This window comes from Streptomyces sp. P9-2 (assembly GCF_051903975.1).
GTDB classification, from domain to species: Bacteria; Actinomycetota; Actinomycetes; order Streptomycetales; family Streptomycetaceae; genus Streptomyces; species Streptomyces cellulosae.
In genome coordinates this window covers 3,920,316-3,937,885 of the sequence record NZ_CP192633.1, presented here as the reverse complement: position 1 = coordinate 3,937,885, position 17,570 = coordinate 3,920,316, and the positions used below count along the sequence as shown (strand labels likewise).

At 72.2% G+C, this 17,570-nt stretch carries 16 protein-coding genes; 7 read left to right on the top strand and 9 right to left on the bottom strand.

Features of this window, described 5'->3' with window-relative positions; all coding sequences use genetic code 11:
- Nucleotides 1–91: 91 nt before the first annotated feature.
- From ACQY0Z_RS18035 to ACQY0Z_RS18025, 3 genes are all read right to left on the bottom strand, one after another.
- On the bottom strand, nucleotides 92–1,069 hold the full coding sequence (locus ACQY0Z_RS18035) for an aldo/keto reductase (protein WP_189901400.1): 978 nt from the start codon (nucleotides 1,067–1,069) through the stop codon (nucleotides 92–94).
- Nucleotides 1,070–1,521: 452 nt separating this feature from the next.
- Nucleotides 1,522–2,952 (bottom strand): argininosuccinate lyase, encoded by a 1,431-nt coding sequence (gene argH, locus ACQY0Z_RS18030; protein WP_254586049.1) that lies wholly within the window; start codon nucleotides 2,950–2,952, stop codon nucleotides 1,522–1,524.
- A 103-nt stretch (nucleotides 2,953–3,055) separates the two neighbouring features.
- The gene (locus ACQY0Z_RS18025; RefSeq protein ID WP_189901404.1) at nucleotides 3,056–4,249 is read right to left on the bottom strand and encodes an argininosuccinate synthase; all 1,194 of its coding nucleotides are present in this window, start codon (nucleotides 4,247–4,249) and stop codon (nucleotides 3,056–3,058) included.
- A gap of 213 nt (nucleotides 4,250–4,462) precedes the next feature.
- Between ACQY0Z_RS18025 and ACQY0Z_RS18020 the strand changes: the two genes are divergently transcribed.
- The 6 genes from ACQY0Z_RS18020 (at nucleotide 4,463) to ACQY0Z_RS17995 (ending at nucleotide 9,833) form a co-directional block, all read left to right on the top strand.
- Complete coding sequence (locus tag ACQY0Z_RS18020; RefSeq protein WP_439812529.1) at nucleotides 4,463–5,299, top strand: hypothetical protein; 837 nt, start codon at nucleotides 4,463–4,465, stop codon at nucleotides 5,297–5,299.
- Between the two features lie 153 nt (nucleotides 5,300–5,452).
- Nucleotides 5,453–6,040 carry a pyridoxamine 5'-phosphate oxidase family protein gene (locus ACQY0Z_RS18015; protein ID WP_254586051.1) on the top strand — a complete coding sequence of 196 codons (588 nt, stop codon included), beginning with the start codon at nucleotides 5,453–5,455 and terminating at the stop codon, nucleotides 6,038–6,040.
- Nucleotides 6,041–6,043: 3 nt separating this feature from the next.
- Complete coding sequence (locus ACQY0Z_RS18010) at nucleotides 6,044–6,748, top strand: L,D-transpeptidase family protein (protein ID WP_439812528.1); 705 nt, start codon at nucleotides 6,044–6,046, stop codon at nucleotides 6,746–6,748.
- A gap of 88 nt (nucleotides 6,749–6,836) precedes the next feature.
- A complete protein-coding gene (locus ACQY0Z_RS18005) occupies nucleotides 6,837–8,219 on the top strand; it encodes a ferredoxin reductase family protein (RefSeq protein ID WP_189901410.1) in 1,383 nt (460 codons plus the stop codon).
- A 53-nt stretch (nucleotides 8,220–8,272) separates the two neighbouring features.
- On the top strand, nucleotides 8,273–9,040 hold the full coding sequence (locus ACQY0Z_RS18000; protein ID WP_439812527.1) for an FMN-binding protein: 768 nt from the start codon (nucleotides 8,273–8,275) through the stop codon (nucleotides 9,038–9,040).
- Nucleotides 9,041–9,095: 55 nt separating this feature from the next.
- Entirely contained in the window at nucleotides 9,096–9,833 is a 738-nt protein-coding gene (locus tag ACQY0Z_RS17995) for an FAD:protein FMN transferase (protein WP_439813370.1), read from the top strand.
- 82 nt (nucleotides 9,834–9,915) lie between these two features.
- Here the strand turns inward: ACQY0Z_RS17995 and ACQY0Z_RS17990 are convergent, their stop codons facing one another.
- The 6 genes from ACQY0Z_RS17990 to ACQY0Z_RS17965 form a co-directional block, all read right to left on the bottom strand.
- On the bottom strand, nucleotides 9,916–10,491 hold the full coding sequence (locus ACQY0Z_RS17990; protein ID WP_189901414.1) for an arginine repressor: 576 nt from the start codon (nucleotides 10,489–10,491) through the stop codon (nucleotides 9,916–9,918).
- Between the two features lie 7 nt (nucleotides 10,492–10,498).
- Nucleotides 10,499–11,704, bottom strand: coding sequence for an acetylornithine transaminase (locus ACQY0Z_RS17985; RefSeq protein WP_439812526.1), 1,206 nt, complete (start codon nucleotides 11,702–11,704; stop codon nucleotides 10,499–10,501).
- Nucleotides 11,701–12,603: an acetylglutamate kinase gene (gene argB, locus ACQY0Z_RS17980; protein WP_028961817.1), complete on the bottom strand. Its 903-nt coding sequence runs from the start codon at nucleotides 12,601–12,603 to the stop codon at nucleotides 11,701–11,703. The genes ACQY0Z_RS17985 and argB overlap by 4 nt, the downstream gene beginning before the upstream one ends.
- Entirely contained in the window at nucleotides 12,600–13,751 is a 1,152-nt protein-coding gene (gene argJ / locus ACQY0Z_RS17975) for a bifunctional glutamate N-acetyltransferase/amino-acid acetyltransferase ArgJ (RefSeq protein ID WP_189901418.1), read from the bottom strand. Before argJ ends, argB begins: the two co-directional genes overlap by 4 nt.
- A gap of 112 nt (nucleotides 13,752–13,863) precedes the next feature.
- On the bottom strand, nucleotides 13,864–14,892 hold the full coding sequence (argC, locus tag ACQY0Z_RS17970; RefSeq protein ID WP_439812525.1) for an N-acetyl-gamma-glutamyl-phosphate reductase: 1,029 nt from the start codon (nucleotides 14,890–14,892) through the stop codon (nucleotides 13,864–13,866).
- A 119-nt stretch (nucleotides 14,893–15,011) separates the two neighbouring features.
- Nucleotides 15,012–16,793, bottom strand: coding sequence for a PucR family transcriptional regulator (locus ACQY0Z_RS17965; protein WP_439812524.1), 1,782 nt, complete (start codon nucleotides 16,791–16,793; stop codon nucleotides 15,012–15,014).
- Nucleotides 16,794–17,111: 318 nt separating this feature from the next.
- Between ACQY0Z_RS17965 and trxA the strand changes: the two genes are divergently transcribed.
- Nucleotides 17,112–17,570 (top strand): thioredoxin, encoded by a 459-nt coding sequence (gene trxA, locus ACQY0Z_RS17960; protein ID WP_020700181.1) that lies wholly within the window; start codon nucleotides 17,112–17,114, stop codon nucleotides 17,568–17,570.

The window sequence follows — 17,570 nt, the reverse complement described above, 5'->3', positions numbered from 1 at the left end:
GTACCCCATGTGAGACATTCATGTCTCACTAGGGGCGCGTTCGTCTCATGACTGCGGCGGGGTGCAGGGGGCGCGGGATACGCCGCCGCGGTCAGTGCCAGGGCAGCGTTCCCCGGTGCTCCCAGTACGCCTCGGGGGTCTCCGCCAGCGGGACCAGGCGGGCGAGCTGGTCGTCGGTGAGGTCGACGGCCGCCGCGTGCAGGTTGGAGGTCAGCTGGACGACCGTCGCCGCGCCGGAGAGGACGACGCCGGCCCAGGGCTGGCGCAGGATGACCGCGAGAGCTACGGCGTCGCAGCCCAGGTCCGTTTCCTCGGCGACCGTGCGCAGCGGCTCGGGGGCGTGCGGGGCGGCCAGGCGGCCGTTGGCCATGCCCTCCTTCACGATCACCGTGAGTCCGGCGTCGTGGGCCTCGGCCAGCGCGGGGCCCGCGGAGGTCTCCAGGATGTTGTACGTGGACTGCACCGTGCGAAACAGGGGTTCGCCGTCGACGGTGACCTCGAGAGCCGCGCGGATCGCGTCCGCCTGGCGCGGGCCGCTGGTGGAGAAGCCGACGGTCACGCCCCGCGCCGACTCCTCGGCGAGACGGGCGTGCAGGTCCTTGTCGGTGAGGGCGGGGCTGTCCGGGGTGACCGAGTGGATCTGGTAGAGGTCCAGGCGGTCGCCGAGGATCGCCTCGGTCTCGGCGCGCTGGCGTTCGTACGCGGCGAGGGAGTGGTCCTTGACCTCGTGACGCTCCGCGTCGGTGGTCCAGCCGCCGGTGTAGGTGTAGCCCCATTTGCTGCCGACGACCACGTCGGTGACGTCGGGGCGGCTCTTCAGCCAGTCCGCGAGGAACTCCTCGCTGCGGCCGTAGGAGCGGGCCGCGTCGATGTAGCGGACGCCTTGGGCGTAGGCGGCGTCGAGGAGTTCGTGGGTGCGGGTGCGGAGGTTCTCGACCGTGCGGTCGTCTTCTTCGCCCAGGGCTTCGGTTCGGTCGAGGGTGATGTAGGCGGGGCGGCCTACCGCGGCGAGGCCCAGGCCCAGGTGGGCGGTGGGGGTGGTGGCGGTGGCCAGGCGGGAGAAGGGCATGGCGACTCCGTCGGTTGGCTGCGGGGTGGCTGTGCCAACGTAACCCGTGGGGTGGGTGCGGGGTCGCCTATGGGCTCGGGACTTGCCGGGGTGCGGCGGGTGCGGCGGGGTGGGGGCTTGGCGCGCAGTTCCCCGCGCCCCTGAGGGGGGTCGGTCCTCCGGAGGCGCGGTGCCTGCGGGTGCGTGGGGGTTTCTCGCGCAGTTCCCCGCGCCCCTGGAGGGGGTGGAGCCTTCGGAGGCTCGGAGCGTGCGGGTGCGTGGGGGTTTCTCACGCAGTTCCCCGCGCCCCTGGAGGGGGTCGGTCCTCCGGAGGCGGAGTGCGTGCGGGTGCGTAGGGGTTTCTCACGCAGTTCCCCGCGCCCCTGGAGGGGGTCGGTCCTCCGGGGGCTCGGAGCGTGCGGGTGCGTGGGGGCTTGGCGCGCAGTTCCCCGCGCCCCTTTGGGTGTCCTGCTCTACTGCTTCTTGGCAGTCGACCACTTGTGCTGGAGGGACACGTTCTCTTTGAGCTCCGCGAGCTGGACTGCCACCGCGCTCGGGGCCGTGCCTCCTCGGCCGTTGCGGGAGGCCAGGGCGCCGGGGACGTTGAGGACCGTGCGGACCTCGGGGGTGAGGTGGGCCGAGATCTTCGCGAACTGGTCGTCCGTGAGGTCGTTCAGTTCCTTGCCCTCCGACTCGGCGACCTTCACGCACTCGCCGGCCACCTCGTGGGCGACACGGAAGGGGACGCCCTGGCGGACCAGCCACTCGGCGATGTCCGTGGCGAGGGAGAAGCCGGCCGGGGCCAGTTCCTCCATGCGCTCCCGGTGGACCGTGAGGGTGGCCATCATGCCCGTGAAGGCCGGCAGCAGGATCTCCAGCTGGTCGATGGAGTCGAAGACCGGCTCCTTGTCCTCCTGGAGGTCGCGGTTGTACGCGAGCGGGAGGGCCTTGAGGGTGGCCATCAGGCCGGTGAGGTTGCCGATGAGACGGCCCGACTTGCCGCGCGCCAGCTCGGCGATGTCCGGGTTCTTCTTCTGCGGCATGATCGACGAACCGGTGGAGAAGGCGTCGTGGAGGGTGACGAAGGAGAACTCCTTCGTGTTCCAGATGATGACCTCCTCGGCGATCCGGGAGACGTTCACGCCGATCATCGCGGTGATGAAGGCGAACTCGGCGACGAAGTCCCGGGAGGCCGTGCCGTCGATGGAGTTGCCGGCGCTGCCGTGCTGGAAGCCGAGGTCCTTGGCGACCGCCTCCGGGTCCAGGCCGAGGGAGGAGCCCGCGAGGGCGCCGGAGCCGTACGGGGAGACGGCGGTCCGCTCGTCCCACTGACGCAGCCGCTCGGCGTCCCGGGAGAGGGACTGCACATGGGCGAGCACGTGGTGGGCGAAGAGGACCGGCTGGGCGTGCTGAAGGTGGGTGCGGCCGGGCATCGCGACGTCCGGGTGGGCCTCGGCGAGGCCGATCAGCGCGTCCTGGAGGTCGGCGATCAGACCGCCGATGGTGCGGGCGTGGTCGCGCAGGTACATCCGGAAGAGCGTGGCGACCTGGTCGTTCCGGGAGCGTCCGGCGCGCAGCTTTCCGCCGAGGTCCGGGCCGAGCCGCTCCAGCAGCCCGCGCTCCAGGGCGGTGTGGACGTCCTCGTCGGCGATGGTGCCGGTGAAGGCGCCGGAGGCGACGTCGGCCTCAAGCCGGTCGAGCCCTTCGAGCATGCGGGTCAGCTCGTCGTCGGTGAGCAGGCCCGCCCGGTGGAGCACGCGCGCGTGGGCGCGGGAGCCGGCGATGTCGTAGGGGGCGAGCCGCCAGTCGAAGTGGACGGACGCGGACAGCTTCTCCAGGGCCTCGGCGGGACCGTCGGCGAAACGGCCGCCCCAGAGCCGGACGTCACCGCTGTTGCTGCTCACTGCGTGCTCCTCGAGGGTTCCGGATGTGCCGCCGCCTCCCCACGGGTGTGTGAGGAGGCGGCTGTCAGGCTAGTGCGTGTGAGGGTTCGTCAGGCGCTACGGCTCAGGCGAGGTCGCGCTTGGCCGCGATCTTCGACGACAGGCTGTAGATGTCGATGAAGCCCTTGGCCGCGGCCTGGTCGAAGGTGTCGCCCGTGTCGTAGGTGGCCAGGTTGAAGTCGTACAGGGACGACTCCGAGCGCCGGCCGGTGACGACGGCGCGGCCGCCGTGCAGCGTCATCCGGATGTCGCCGTTGACGTGCTGGTTGGCCTCGGCGATGAAGCCGTCGAGGGCGCGCTTCAGCGGGGAGAACCACTGGCCGTCGTAGACCAGCTCGCCCCAGCGCTGCTCGACCTGCCGCTTGTAGCGGGCCAGCTCGCGCTCGACCGTGACGTTCTCCAGCTCCTGGTGGGCGGTGATCAGGGCGATCGCGCCGGGAGCCTCGTAGACCTCGCGGGACTTGATGCCGACGAGACGGTCCTCGACCATGTCGATCCGGCCCACGCCCTGGGCGCCGGCGCGCTCGTTGAGCTGCTGGATCGCCTGGAGGACGGTGACGGGCCTGCCGTCGATGGCGACCGGGACGCCCTCCTTGAAGGTGATGATCACCTCGTCGGGCTCCCGGGCCACGGCGGGGTTCTGCGTGTACTCGTACACGTCCTCGATGGGCGCGTTCCAGATGTCCTCGAGGAAGCCGGTCTCGACGGCGCGGCCGAAGACGTTCTGGTCGATGGAGTACGGGGACTTCTTGGTGGTGGCGATCGGCAGGCCCTTGGCCTCGCAGAAGGCGATGGCCTTGTCACGGGTCATCGCGTAGTCGCGGACCGGGGCGATGCACTTCAGGTCGGGGGCGAGGGCGACGATGCCGGCCTCGAAGCGGACCTGGTCGTTTCCCTTGCCGGTGCAGCCGTGGGCGACGGTGGTGGCGCCGTGCTTCTGCGCGGCGGCGACGAGGTGCTTGACGATCGTCGGCCGGGACAGCGCGGAGACCAGCGGGTAGCGGTCCATGTAGAGGGCGTTGGCCTTGATCGCCGGGAGGCAGTACTCCTCGGCAAACTCGTCCTTGGCGTCCGCGACCTCGGCCTCGACGGCACCGCAGGCGAGCGCGCGCTTGCGGATGACATCCAGGTCCTCGCCGCCCTGGCCGACGTCGACCGCAACGGCGATGACCTCGGCGCCCGTCTCCTCGGCGATCCAGCCGATGGCGACGGAGGTGTCCAGACCGCCTGAGTAGGCGAGTACGACGCGCTCGGTCACGGGTTTCTCCTCACAGTGCATTCGCTGACATGCATGAGTATGCAGGAGTCCGCATGATTCGTCAATTCCCCTGGTCGCGGCCGCCTGCCGGGACGGCACCGGGGCGATGTCGCACGGAAGTTGAACGCGGGAAACCGCTTGCGCGTACTGCTCACCGGACGCAGGCGCCGCGTCGCTCCACCCGAGACACCCCCGACCCGAGTGAGGCATCGCATGTCCAGGGCTCTTCCGAAGTACAACAAGCGCCGCGTCGGCCTGGTCGGCGGCGCCGCCGCGGTGGCGCTGACCGGCGCCGTGATCGCGGGCTCCGCCCTCGCGGGCGAGTCGTCCGACGGCGGCGGCGCGGACGCCCGGACCCTGGCAGGACCGGGCACGATCTCCTGCCCGGACGTCGCCTCGCAGCTCCCGGCCGTCCCCGCCTCCGCGCAGGCCGAGGTCACCCGGAACCTGGAGCAGCTCGACCAGCAGGTCGCCGAGGCCAACAAGCGCCTGGTCGACACCGTCGGCCAGGGCGGACCCAACTTCGTCCGGAACGCCATCCTCGGCCCCCTCGAGGACAAGCGGATCGCCACCGTCAACCGCATCGCCACGGCCGTCGGCCGCACCGCCGACCGCCCGGCCGGTCTCGACTCCCTCGCGACCTGCTCGCTCGACGCGCAGGGCGACCCGGCCGCTCCGGGGCAGGAGCAGAACGGTGGCGACGTGGGCGCGGGCGGCAGTGACGCGGGCGCCGGTCAGGGCGGGGGCGCCTCCGGCGTCGGCACGATCTCCTGCCCGGACGTCGCCTCGCAGCTCCCGGCTGTCCCCGCCTCCGCGCAGGCCGAGGTCACCCGGAACCTGGAGCAGCTCGACCAGCAGATCGCCGAGGCCAACAAGCGCCTGGTCGACACCGTCGGCCAGGGCGGACCCAACTTCGTCCGGAACGCCATCCTCGGCCCCCTCGAGGACAAGCGGATCGCCACCGTCAACCGCATCGCCACCGCCATCGGCCGCACCGCCGACCGCCCGGCCGGTCTCGACTCCCTCGCCGCCTGCACGCTCACCAAGTGACGTGACAGGTGCTGTGGCCGCCCCGTTCAAGCGCCGGCCGGGGCGGCCACGGTCATTCCCGTCCGGTGGCCGTGGCCACCGGACGGGCCGCCTCCGACGCCGGGCCGTCAAATGCTTAGACAGGCGAAAGATCTGCCCGAATAATCGGTGGACATGGGAAAAACGTATGAGCGCATCGACGGGCGGCTCCGCACCTTCATCGAGGAGCAGCCGGTCTTCTTCACCGCCACCGCTCCGCTCTCCGCCGACGGCACGGTCAACCTCTCCCCCAAGGGCCTCAAGGGTTCCTTCGCGGTCCTGGACGACCTCACCGTGGCCTACCTGGACTTCGCGGGGTCCAACGCCGAGACCGTCGCCCACCTCCGGGAGAACGGCCGGATCACCCTGATGTGGTGCGCCTTCCAGGGCCCGCCGAACATCGTGCGCGTGCACGGGCGCGGGGAGCCCGTGTTCCGTGACGACCCGCGCTTCAAGGAACTGCTCGCCCACTTCCCCGCCATCGACCCGTGGACCCACGGACTGCGCGCGGTCGTGGTCGTCCGCGCCGAGCTGATCCGCGACACCTGCGGCTACGCCGTTCCCTACATGGCGTACGAGGGTGAGCGGGACCTGCACGAGAGGCGGTTCGCCAGGGAGGACGACGCCTCCCTGGACGCGTACTTCACCAAGAAGGAGCACGTCGCGACGAGCCTGGACGGGCTTCCCGGGCTGCCGTTGCCGCTGCCCCCGTCCACCATGTGAGCCATGCGCCCACGCCACGTCACCGTCGCCGTCCTCGTGTCCCTGTCCCTGCTCTCGCTCGGCACCGCGCAGCGCCCCGCGTCGCCGCTGCCGGAGCGGATGGCGGACACCGGGGGCGGCAGCCAGCTGATCACGGCGGTGGCGGCGCGGACCGGGTCCACCACCGGCACGGTCACCTGGTGGGACCGTAAGGGCGGGCGCTGGGTGGCGGCCGGGTCCGCGAAGGCCCGCTTCGGCGCGAACGGGCTCACCGAGGGCACGGCCCGTAAGCAGGGCACGAACACCACCCCGACCGGGCTGTACGGCCTCCCGTACGCCTTCGGCATCGAGGCGGCCCCCTCCGGCACCCGCTCGGCCTACCGGCGTGTGCGGCAGAACTCCTGGTGGTGCCAGGACGACAACTCCCGCGTCTACAACCGCTGGACCGAGCCCCGGGCCGCCGACTGCCGGGCCAGCCAGGCCGAGCACCTGATCACCTACCGCACGCAGTACGCGCACGCCCTGGTCGTGGACTTCAACTACCGCCGCCCGGTGCGCGGCCGGGGCGCCGGCATCTTCCTGCACGTCAACGGCCGTGGCGCGACCGCCGGTTGCGTGTCCGTGCCGAAGAGCGCGATGCGGAAGATCCTGCGCTGGGCGAACCCCGCGCGGGCTCCGCACCTCGCGATCGGCACCACCGGCGGGCGCACCGCGATCACCCGCTACTGAAAGGGGCGACGAATCCACGGTTTCCGCTGAACACTCCCGCGTGGCGGCACGTATGTGAGGGCCAAGGGCCGAGTCCCACGGAGGAACCGTGACCACCACGCTCGCCGGCGGCCGTGCCGCCCGCCGCCAGACGATGCGCCGCATCCGTCCGCGCCGCTCCCCCGCCGTCCCGCTGCTGCTCGCCGTGGGTGCGGGCGCGGCGGCCGTGCTGTGGCTCTGGTGGACGAGCACGCCGTCCATCGCGGACACCACCGGGAAGATCATCGCGGCGGGCCGGATCACGGGCCTGCTCGCCGGTTATCTGATGGCCCTGGTCGTGCTGCAGATGGCGCGGGTGCCCGCACTGGAGCGGCGGGTCGGCTCGGACCGGGTCGCCCGCTGGCACGCGATGAGCGGCCGGTACACCGTCAGCCTGGTCGTCGCCCATGTCTTCCTGATCATGTGGGGCTACGCCCGGCAGGCCGGGAAGACCCTCTCCGGCATCGTGTCGCAGACGCTCACCTCCATCGACACGCTGCCGGACATGGGCAAGGCCGCCGTCGGCACCGGCCTGCTCTTCGTGATCGCCTTCCTGTCCATCGGCCCGGTCCGGCGCCGGATGCCGTACGACGGCTGGTACCACGTGCACCTGCTGACGTACGCGGCGGTGTTCCTGACGTTCTGGCACCAGATCACCACCGGGAACGAGTTCGCCGTCACGCCGTCCGCGAAGACCTTCTGGTACGGGCTGTACGGCGCGGTGACCGTGCTGGTGCTGTGGTACCGGATCTTCACCCCGATCCGGCTGAACCTGCGGCACCGGATGCGGGTCCAGGCGGTCATCGAGGAGACCCCGGGCGTGGTGTCGGTGCTGATCAGCGGGCACCGGCTGCACCGGATGGGCGCCGAGGCGGGGCAGTTCTTCCGCTGGCGTTTCCTGGCTCCCGGAATGCGGTTCAGCTCCCACCCGTACTCGCTGTCCGCGGCGCCCCGCCCGGACATGCTGCGGATCACCGTCAAGGCGATCGGCGACCACAGCTCCCGGCTGCGCGAGCTGGAGCCCGGCACCCGGGTGTGGGCGGAGGGCCCCTACGGGGCGCTGACCGCGCAGCGCCGCAGCCGCGGCAAGGTGCTGCTGGTCGCGGGCGGGGTGGGCATCACCCCGATGCGCGCCCTGTTCGAGACGCTGCCCGGCGCCTCCGGCGACATCACCCTGCTGTACCGGGCGAACAGCACGCAGGACCTGGCGCTGTGGGGCGAGCTGGCGAAGATCGCCGACGAGCGCGGTGCCCGGCTGATGTACGCGGTGAACAGCCCCGACGGGGAGCGCCCGGACATCTCGGCGGAGAGCCTGCGCCGCAAGATCCCCGACGTCGACCGCCACGACGTCTTCATGTGCGGGCCGCCCGGGTTCGCCCAGCAGGTGTACGCGGCCTTGCGGGACGCCGGGGTGCCCGCGCGCCGGATCCACCACGAGTCGTTCGAGATGTGAGCGGCGGGCCGTCGGCCCCGATCGCCCGTTACCCATCAGGAGCTTGAGAAGCGATGAGGAAGAGTCACCCCGTCCGGCGCGCCGTTCTGGCGACCGCCGCCACCGTCTCCGGGATCGTGCTGCTGCTGTCGCTGAAACCCGCGTCCGACCCGGGGTCGGACGAGGCGGCGGGCGGCGCCCCGCCCGCGGCGGAGTCCGTGCAGGGCGGCGCCCGCCCCGTCGGGGACGGCACGGTCACCGGCGACGCGGCGCAGACCCAGTACGGGGCGGTGCAGGTGCGGCTGACCGTCAGCGGCGGAAAGATCACCAAGGCCGAGGCCGTCCAGGCCCCCAAGGGCGGCCAGAGCGACCAGATCACCTCCAACGCCGTGCCCAGGCTCAACCAGGCGGTCGTGCGGGCGCAGGGCGCCGACATCGACGCGGTGTCCGGCGCGACGTACACCAGCAACGGCTACAAGGAGTCCCTCCAGTCGGCCATCGACAAGGCCCGCGCCTCCGCTCCGGCCGACACGGGCAACGGCGCCGGCGGCGGCGACGACGCGGCCCAGGCGCAGACCGTCACGGGTGACGTCGCGCAGACCCAGTACGGCCCGGTCCAGGTACGGATCACCGTCAGCGGCGGAAAGATCACCAAGGCCGAGGCCGTCCAGGCCCCCAAGGGCGGCCAGAGCGACCAGATCACCTCCAACGCCGTGCCGAAGCTGAACCAGGCGGCCGTGCAGGCCGGCACCGCGGACATCGACGCCGTGTCGGGCGCGACCTACACCAGCGAGGGCTACAAGGAGTCCCTCCAGTCCGCCCTGGACAAGGCCGGTGGCTGAGACGGTGGCGGAACCCGTTGAGGCGCCCGCCGCGGAGCGTCGTGTGGTGGAGACGATGGGGACCGTCTTCTCGCTCGACGTCCGCGGCGGGGAACCCGGCGCGGTGCGCGCGGCGCTGGAGGAGGCCGCCGCCGGACTGCGCCGGGTCGACGAGGTGTTCAGCACCTACCGCGGGGACACCCAGATCTCCCGTCTCGCGCACGGCGAGCTGGACGTCGGGCAGTGCGACCCCGAGGTCGCCGAGGTGCTGGAGCTGGCCGCGGAGGCGGAACGGGTCAGCGACGGCTGGTTCAGCACGCGGTACCGGGGGCAGCTCGACCCGACGGGGATCGTGAAGGGCTGGGCCACGGAGCGCGCGGCACGCCGGCTCCTCGCGGCCGGGGCGTCCGGGGTGAGCGTCAACGGCGGCGGCGACGTCCAGCTGCTCGGCTCACCGGGCACGGGGCGCCCTTGGCGGGTCGGCGTGTCGGACCCGCTGCGCCCGGGCGGCCTCGCCGCGGTGGTCTCGGCGGCCGGGGCGCGGGAGCTGGCGGTGGCCACGTCCGGCACGGCGGAGCGCGGCGACCACGTCGTCGACCCGCGCACGGGCCGCTCCGCGGTGACCGACCTGGTCGCGGTGACGGTGATCGCCCCCCGCCTGACCTGGGCGGACTGCTGGGCCACGGCGGCCTTCGCGATGGGCTCCCGGGAGGGCCTGCGCTGGCTGGATTCCCTCCCCGACACGGAGGCCCTCCTGATCACAGCAGGGGACGAGGTCCGCTGCACAGCGAACCTGGCCACCTGGCTGGGCTGAGGAAAACACCCCGGAGGGGCGCGGGGAACCGCGCGACCAGCCCCCACCGGGCCGCACCCGGCGACGAACCGGACAAGCTCCCTCAGTGGCCGTTCTGAGCCAACCGAAGCAGGTGATCGGCGAGAGCCTGCCCACCCGTAGGCTCCCGGCTGATCAACAACAGCGTGTCATCCCCGGCAATGGTGCCGAGAATGTCGTGCAATTCGGCCTGATCGATGGCGGACGCCAGGAACTGCGCCGCCCCTGGAGGCGTCCGAAGCACGACAAGATTCGCGGAGGCCTCCGCGGAGATCAGCAGCTCCTGCGAGAGCCGCCGCATCCGCTCCTCCTTCGCCGACTCCCCCAGCGGCGCCCGTGGCGTGCGGAACCCGCCCTCGCTCGGCACGGCGTAGATCAGATCCCCGTCGTTGTTGCGGATCTTCACCGCGTTCAGCTCGTCGAGGTCGCGGGAGAGCGTCGCCTGGGTGACGCTCAGCCCGTCGTCGGCGAGCAGCTTCGCGAGCTGGCTCTGCGACCGCACCGGCTCCCGGTTGAGGATGTCCACGATCCGGCGGTGCCGCGCGGTACGGGTCTGCGGCACGGCAGGCCCGGCCTGCGCGGACTGTCCGCCCTGGCCGCCCTGCCCCGCCGTACGCCCCTGGTCCTGCTCCTGGCTCATCGTCGTCTCATTCTCCGGATCGTCCTTCCCCACCCGCGCGTCCGGCGGCGTCCAGGATGCCGGGCAGCGCTCCGAGGAGCGCGGCCACCGCGTCGTCCCCGAGGTTCAGCGGCGGCATGAGCCGTACGACGTCGGGGGCGGCGGCGTTCACGAGGAACCCGGCGTCCTGAGCCGCCTGTTGCGCCTCGGGCGCGAGCGGCTCGGTGAGCACGATACCCAGGAGCAGGCCCGCTCCCCGGACGTGGTCGATCAGGGCGTGCCCGAGTCCCTCGACGCCCTCGCGCAGCTTCTCGCCCTGCCGCTTGGCGTTCTCCAGCAGTCCGTCGCCGGCGATGGTGTCGAGCACCGCGAGTCCGGCGGCGCAGGCGACCGGGTTGCCGCCGAAGGTGGTGCCGTGGTGGCCGGGCTCGAACAGCTGGGCGGCGCGGCCGAAGGCGACGGTGGCGCCGAGGGGCAGTCCGCCGCCGAGCTGCTTGGCGAGGGTGACGACGTCCGGCAGGACGCCCTCGTGGGCCTGGTAGGCGAACCAGTCGCCGGTCCGGCCGACGCCGGTCTGCACCTCGTCCAGTACGAGCAGCGCGCCCTTCGCGGCCGTGATGGCGCGGGCCGCCTTGAGGTAGCCGGTCGGCGGGACGACGACGCCGCGTTCGCCCTGGATGGGTTCGAGGATGACGAGGGCCGTGTCCTCGGTGACGGCCGCGTCCAGCGCCTGCGCGTCGCCGAACGGCACGTGGGTGACGTCCCCGGGCAGCGGCAGGAACGGCTCCCGCTTGCCGGCCTGCCCGGTGAGGGCGAGGGCGCCCATGGTGCGGCCGTGGAAGGCGCCCTCGGTCGCGACGACGTGGGTGCGCCCGGTGAGCCGGCCGATCTTGAAGGCGGCCTCGTTGGCCTCGGCGCCGGAGTTGCAGAAGAAGACCCTGCCGTCCCGGCCGAAGAGCTGGAGCAGCCGCTCGGCGAGGGCGACGGTCGGCTCGGCGAGGAAGAGGTTGGAGATGTGGCCGAGGGAGGAGATCTGCCGGGTCACGGCCTCGACGATCGCCGGGTGGCCGTGGCCGAGGGCGTTGGTGGCGATGCCGCCGACGAAGTCGAGGTACTCCTTGCCGTCGGCGTCCCGGAGCCGCTGGCCCTCGCCGCTCACGAGGGGGAGGCGGGGCGTGCCGTAGTTGTTCATCAGCGCGCCCTGCCACCGGGCGGTCAGTTCCGCGTTGCTCACGACTCCCCCTGTTCGTCGGGCACGACCATGGTGCCGATGCCCTCGTCCGTGAAGATCTCCAGCAGGATCGAGTGCTGGACCCGGCCGTCGATGACGCGGGCGGTGTTCACGCCGCCCCGCACGGCGTGCAGGCAGCCCTCCATCTTGGGCACCATGCCCGAGGACAGCTCCGGCAGGAGCTTCTCGAGCTGCGACGCGGTGAGACGGCTGATCACCTCGTCGGAGTGGGGCCAGTCCTCGTAGAGTCCCTCGACGTCCGTGAGGACCATGAGGGTTTCGGCGCCCAGTGCAGCAGCGAGTGCCGCAGCCGCCGTATCAGCATTGACGTTGTAGACATGGTGGTCGTCCTGGGAGCGGGCGATCGACGAGACGACCGGGATGCGGCCGTCGGCGAGCAGGGCCTCGATCGCGCCCGTGTCGATCTCGGTGATCTCGCCCACCCGTCCGATGTCGACGAGCTCTCCGTCGATCTCGGGCTGGTGCTTGACCGCGGTGAGGGTGTGCGCGTCCTCGCCGGTGAGGCCGACGGCGAGCGGGCCGTGCCGGTTGAGCAGGCCGACCAGCTCGCGCTGGACCTGCCCGGCGAGCACCATCCGTACGACGTCCATGGCGTCCTCGGTGGTGACGCGCAGGCCGGCCTTGAACTCGCTGACGATGCCGTGGGTCTCGAGGGCGCGGCTGATCTGCGGGCCGCCGCCGTGCACGACGACGGGCTTCAGTCCGGCGTGCCGCAGGAAGACGACGTCCTGGGCGAAGGCGGCCTTGAGATCCTCGTCGACCATGGCGTTGCCGCCGAACTTGATGACGACGGTCTTGCCGTGGTGCCGGGTCAGCCAGGGCAGGGCCTCGATGAGGATCTGCGCCTTGGGCAGCGCGGTGTGCTTACGGGTGACGGTCATGAGGAATAGGCGCTGTTCTCGTGGACGTAGTCGGCGGTGAGGTCGTTGGTCCAGATGGTGGCGGTGGCGTCGCCGGCGGACAGGTCGGCGACGATGTGCACCTCGCGGTAGCGCATGTCGACCTTGTCGCGGTCCTCGCCGACGCCGCCGTTCTTGCACACCCAGACGCCGTTGATGGCGACGTTGAGCCGGTCGGGCTCGAAGGCGGCCTTGGTGGTGCCGATGGCGGAGAGGACGCGGCCCCAGTTGGGGTCCTCGCCGTGGACGGCGCACTTGAGGAGGTTGTTGCGGGCGATGGAGCGGCCCACCTCGACGGCGTCGTCCTCGGTCGCGGCGTTGATCACCTCGACCTTGATGTCCTTGCTGGCGCCCTCGGCGTCCCGGATGAGCTGCTGGCCGAGGTCGTCGCAGACCTGCCGTACGGCCTCGGCGAAGTCGGCGTCCTCGGGGGTGAGGCCGGAGGCGCCGGAGGCGAGCAGCAGCACGGTGTCGTTGGTGGACATGCAGCCGTCGGAGTCGACGCGGTCGAACGTGACCTTGGTGGCGGCTCGGAGCGCCTTGTCCAGGGTCGCGCTGTCGAGGTCGGCGTCGGTGGTGAGGACGACGAGCATGGTGGCGAGGCCGGGGGCGAGCATGCCCGCGCCCTTCGCCATGCCGCCGACGGTCCAGCCGTCCTTGGTGACCACGGAGGTCTTGTGGACGGTGTCCGTCGTCTTGATGGCGATGGCGGCCTTCTCGCCGCCGTGCTCGGAGAGCTGTCCGGCGGCGGTCTCGACGCCGGGGAGCAGCTTGTCCATGGGGAGCAGGACGCCGATGAGGCCGGTGGAGCAGACGGCGACCTCGCCGGCGCCGACGCCGAGCACCTCGGCGGCCTTCTCGGCGGTGGCGTGGGTGTCCTGGAAGCCCTTGGGGCCGGTGCAGGCGTTGGCGCCGCCGGAGTTGAGGACGACGGCGGCGAGCTGCCCGCTCTTGAGGACCTGCTCGGACCAGAGCACGGGGGCGGCCTTCACACGGTTGGACGTGAAGACGCCGGCGGCGGCGCGTCGGGGGCCGTTGTTGACCACGAGGGCCAGATCGGGGTTGCCGTTCTCCTTGATCCCGGCGGCGATGCCCGCCGCCGTGAATCCCTTTGCTGCCGTCACACTCACTGTGTCTCCTCGTTCGCCCCGCCGCGGTAGCGGCTGATGTCACGGCCGCCCGTGCAGCGCAGAGGTGCGGGCATCGTGCTCGTCTGCGGCCCGGCGGCTGCACGTGCGTCGCTCACGGCGCAACTCCGATCGTCGAAAGTCCCGTGGTCTCGTCGAGACCCAGGGCGATGTTCATGCTCTGGACGGCACCGCCCGCGGTGCCCTTGGTGAGGTTGTCGAGGGCGCTGATCACCACGATCCGCCCGGCCGCCGTGTCGTGGGCGGCCTGCACATGGACGGCGTTGGAGCCGTACACGGAGGCGGTGGCGGGCCACTGTCCCTCGGGGAGGAGGCGCACGAACGGCTCGTCGGCGTACGCCTTCTCGTAGGCGGCGCGCACGGACTCGGCGGTGACGCCGGGCTTCGCCTTCGCGGAGCAGGTGGCGAGGATGCCGCGGGGCATCGGCGCCAGGGTGGGCGTGAAGGACACGGTGACGCGCTGGCCGGCCGCCGCGCTGAGGTTCTGGATCATCTCGGGCGTGTGCCGGTGCCCGCCGCCCACGCCGTACGGCGACATGGAGCCCATGACCTCGCTGCCCAGCAGGTGCGGCTTGGGCGACTTGCCCGCGCCGGAGGTGCCGGACGCGGCGACGACCACGGCCTCGGCCTCGGCGAGCCCGGCGGCGTAGGCCGGGAACAGGGCGAGGGAGACGGCGGTGGGGTAGCAACCGGGCACCGCGACACGCTTGGACCCCTCCAGCGCGGCGCGGCCACCCGGCAGTTCGGGCAGGCCGTAGGGCCAGGTGCCGGCGTGCGGGGAGCCGTAGAACGCCTCCCAGTCGGCGGCGTCCTTCAGGCGGAAGTCGGCGCCCATGTCGATCACGAGCACCTCGTCGCCGAGCTGCTCGGCGACGGCGGCGGACTGGCCGTGCGGCAGCGCGAGGAAGACGACGTCGTGCCCGGCGAGCACCTCGGGCGCGGTGGGCTCCAGCACCCGGTCGGCCAGCGGCAGCAGGTGCGGCTGGAGCGCGCCCAGGCGCTGTCCGGCGTTGGTGTTCCCGGTCAGGGCGCCGATCTCGACCTCGGGGTGTGTCAGGAGCAGACGCAGCAGCTCACCGCCCGCGTACCCGCTCGCTCCGGCCACCGCCGCACGTACCGCCATGGAAAACCCTCCTCCTGGATGGCATGACTATACGTTTCTCTGCACGTTTATGCAACGTGCCGCCCGGCGGGCGGTCCGGGCCGCGGCCGACCGGTCGCGGACCCGCCGTCATGGGCTGCTCAGCCGGGTTCGCCCAGCATGACCTTCCACACCCGGGTCGCGACCTGGAGGTTGAGGCGGTCCTCCACGTTCGTGAGGTCGCGGCCGCTGATCTCACGGATGCGCTGGAGCCGGTAGCGCAGGGTGCTGCGGTGGATCGTGAGGGACTCGGCGGTCTCGGCGTAGTTGCCTCCGCAGTCGAAGTACCGGGACAGGGTCTCCACGAGCGCCGCGCGGTGCCGGCCGTCGTAGTCGACGAGCCGGCCCAGCCATTCCCGGACGAACCCCTCCAGCTCCTGGTAGTCGCCGCCGGGTCCCAGGATGCGGTAGAGGCCCAGGTCGTCGAAGAACGTCGTGCCGTACCGGCAGCGGGAGCGCCGGCGCACCTCCAGGGCGCGCAAGGCCTCCTGGTAGCCGCCGGGGATGCCGTCGAGGGTGTCGCATCTGGCGCTCACCCCGATCGTCCCGTCGTGCGTCCCGGTCTCCCGGACGAGCGCCTCGTACAGGGCGCGGTCGGGGGGCCTGCCCTCGGCGACCAGGACCACGTGGCCGGAACGCCGGGTCACCAGTGACCGCATGCCCACGGCCGAGGCCGCCCGGCCCACGGTCCGCGCGAAGGCGTCGTCGGGGGCCTGGCTGCTCCACCGCACGACGACCACGTACTGATCGCGGCGCAGGTCGTGCCCCAGCGCCTCGGACCGGGCGTAGGCGCTCGTCTCGTCCGTCCCGGCCAGCAGGTCGTCGACCAGTTCGCGGCGCAGCCGCAGCTCCACCTCCGCGAGATGCCGCAGGTGCGACAGTTCCATGGCGAGCGACATGGCGGCGTGCTCCAGGGCGAACTCGGCGTAGTGGTCGGCCTCCTCCCGCGGATCGACCAGCGCCAGCACGCCGAGGACCTCGCCGCGGGGGCGTATCACGCGGATGAGCCGGTCCTTGACCCGCACGGGTCCGCCCCGCCGGGCGGCCTGCTGCAGCACCTCCTCGTGGCGTGCGGGGTCGGGGTCCGGGTAGGGGTCGGGCCGGCCGGGGCCGGTCCAGGACCGCAGCCGGCCGAAGCGGTCCTCCAGCAGGACCGGGAATCCGGTGAGCTCGTGCAGCACGCCGGTGATGGCCTCCTGGCCGCCGCCGGAGGCCGCGACGTCGGCGAGCGCCTGGTGCACGGCCCGCTGGTGTCCCGCCTCGACCACGAGTGAGATCATCCGCTGCTGGAGGGTCGCCCGTTCCCGTCGCAGCCGGTGCAGCTCCAGCGCGTCCTCCTGCCGGCGGCGGTGCGCGACGGCGGCCGAGAGGGCCGCGGCGGTGAGGCGTACCAGCATGGCGAGCAGGACGTCGTGGGCATCGGTGGGCCGGGAGCGGCACGTCACCACCAGGTAGCCGTGCACGCCGCCGGGTCCGCGCAGGGCCAGGGCCCGGCCCGGTGACCGGCCGGGAACGTCCACGGGGCCGTCCCGCCCCGCCAGCTCCCGCACCGCCCGGTCGACGGCCGGCGGGTGGTCCGTCCCGGCTCGCGGGACGGGGGCCAGCCGGCCGTTCACCCTGAGGTATCCGGCCTCGGCCGTGTACGGGCCGACGGCAGGCACGTGCTCCATCGCCAGGCGCAGGATCTCGTCCTCGTTCCGGGCTTCGGTCAGGGCGTGGGAGACCGTCAGCAGTTCGCGGGGGAGTTCGGCCGGGCCCGGGCGGTGCGGGCCGGCCCCTTGCCACGGGGCGGTCGGGTGCCGCACGGAACGGCTCCGTGGAAGGCTGCCGTCCCGGGCGGGACGGCCTCGCCCCATGTTCCGGGTGACCCGGCGATCAACCATGGGATCACTCCCATCGCGTGCTGTCACAGGGGTGAACAGATGCCGCGTACCCCTCACCGCTTTCCGCTCACCTGAGGCTTCAGCCGGTTTTGTCCTCGTGCTCATGGGGCGACCGGTTCCGCCGTTCTTCGACCTGCCGGGCGCATGCACGGGGCTGCCCGGTTCGCGAGTCTGGGGCGTGCTGGTGCCGGAGCGCATGACGCAGGAAGGACCGGGCGATGACCGAACAGCCTCGCGGGCGCGTTGCCGCGTACGGGACGTACCAGGAGACCGGACGCGCCGTCGGCCGCCTCCCGGAGCAGAGGGTGTGAGAGCGGCATGAGCACTGTGCGAGCCACCGACGTCACATGCCCGCGCTGCGGGCGCACCAACCGGGTGCCCGTGGCCGCCGCGGGCCGGCCCAGGTGCGGCAACTGCGAGGGGCCTCTGCCGTGGATCGCCGACGCGGGCGACGACGACTTCGCCGAGGTCGTCGAGCGGGCGACCGTTCCTGTCGTCGTGGACCTGTGGGCCACCTGGTGCGGTCCCTGCCGCATGGTGAGCCCGGCGCTGGAGAAGGTCGCCGCCGATCTGGCGGGACGGATCAAGCTGGTCAAGGTCGACGTCGACAGGAATCCGCGTCTGGCGCGGCGCTTCGAGGTCCAGGCGGTACCGACCCTGCTGGTCCTGGACAAGGGGCGGACCGTCGCCCGGCAGACGGGGGCCGCGCCTGCACCCGTCCTGCGGCGGTGGGTGGAGCAGTCGATCGCCGGCCGTGCGCCTGCGGGGAAAGGGTGA

Bases quoted from the DNA above. Each gene is read 5' to 3' on its own strand.
- ACQY0Z_RS18035 (WP_189901400.1), bottom strand. From the start codon at position 1,069: ATGCCCTTCTCCCGCCTGGCCACCGCCACCACCCCCACCGCCCACCTG.
- ACQY0Z_RS18020 (WP_439812529.1), top strand. From the start codon at position 4,463: ATGTCCAGGGCTCTTCCGAAGTACAACAAGCGCCGCGTCGGCCTGGTC.
- ACQY0Z_RS18015 (WP_254586051.1), top strand. From the start codon at position 5,453: ATGGGAAAAACGTATGAGCGCATCGACGGGCGGCTCCGCACCTTCATC.
- ACQY0Z_RS18010 (WP_439812528.1), top strand. From the start codon at position 6,044: ATGCGCCCACGCCACGTCACCGTCGCCGTCCTCGTGTCCCTGTCCCTG.
- ACQY0Z_RS18000 (WP_439812527.1), top strand. From the start codon at position 8,273: ATGAGGAAGAGTCACCCCGTCCGGCGCGCCGTTCTGGCGACCGCCGCC.
- ACQY0Z_RS17995 (WP_439813370.1), top strand. From the start codon at position 9,096: ATGGGGACCGTCTTCTCGCTCGACGTCCGCGGCGGGGAACCCGGCGCG.
- ACQY0Z_RS17990 (WP_189901414.1), bottom strand. From the start codon at position 10,491: ATGAGCCAGGAGCAGGACCAGGGGCGTACGGCGGGGCAGGGCGGCCAG.
- argB (WP_028961817.1), bottom strand. From the start codon at position 12,603: ATGACCGTCACCCGTAAGCACACCGCGCTGCCCAAGGCGCAGATCCTC.
- argC (WP_439812525.1), bottom strand. From the start codon at position 14,892: ATGGCGGTACGTGCGGCGGTGGCCGGAGCGAGCGGGTACGCGGGCGGT.
- ACQY0Z_RS17965 (WP_439812524.1), bottom strand. From the start codon at position 16,793: ATGGTTGATCGCCGGGTCACCCGGAACATGGGGCGAGGCCGTCCCGCC.
- trxA (WP_020700181.1), top strand. From the start codon at position 17,112: ATGAGCACTGTGCGAGCCACCGACGTCACATGCCCGCGCTGCGGGCGC.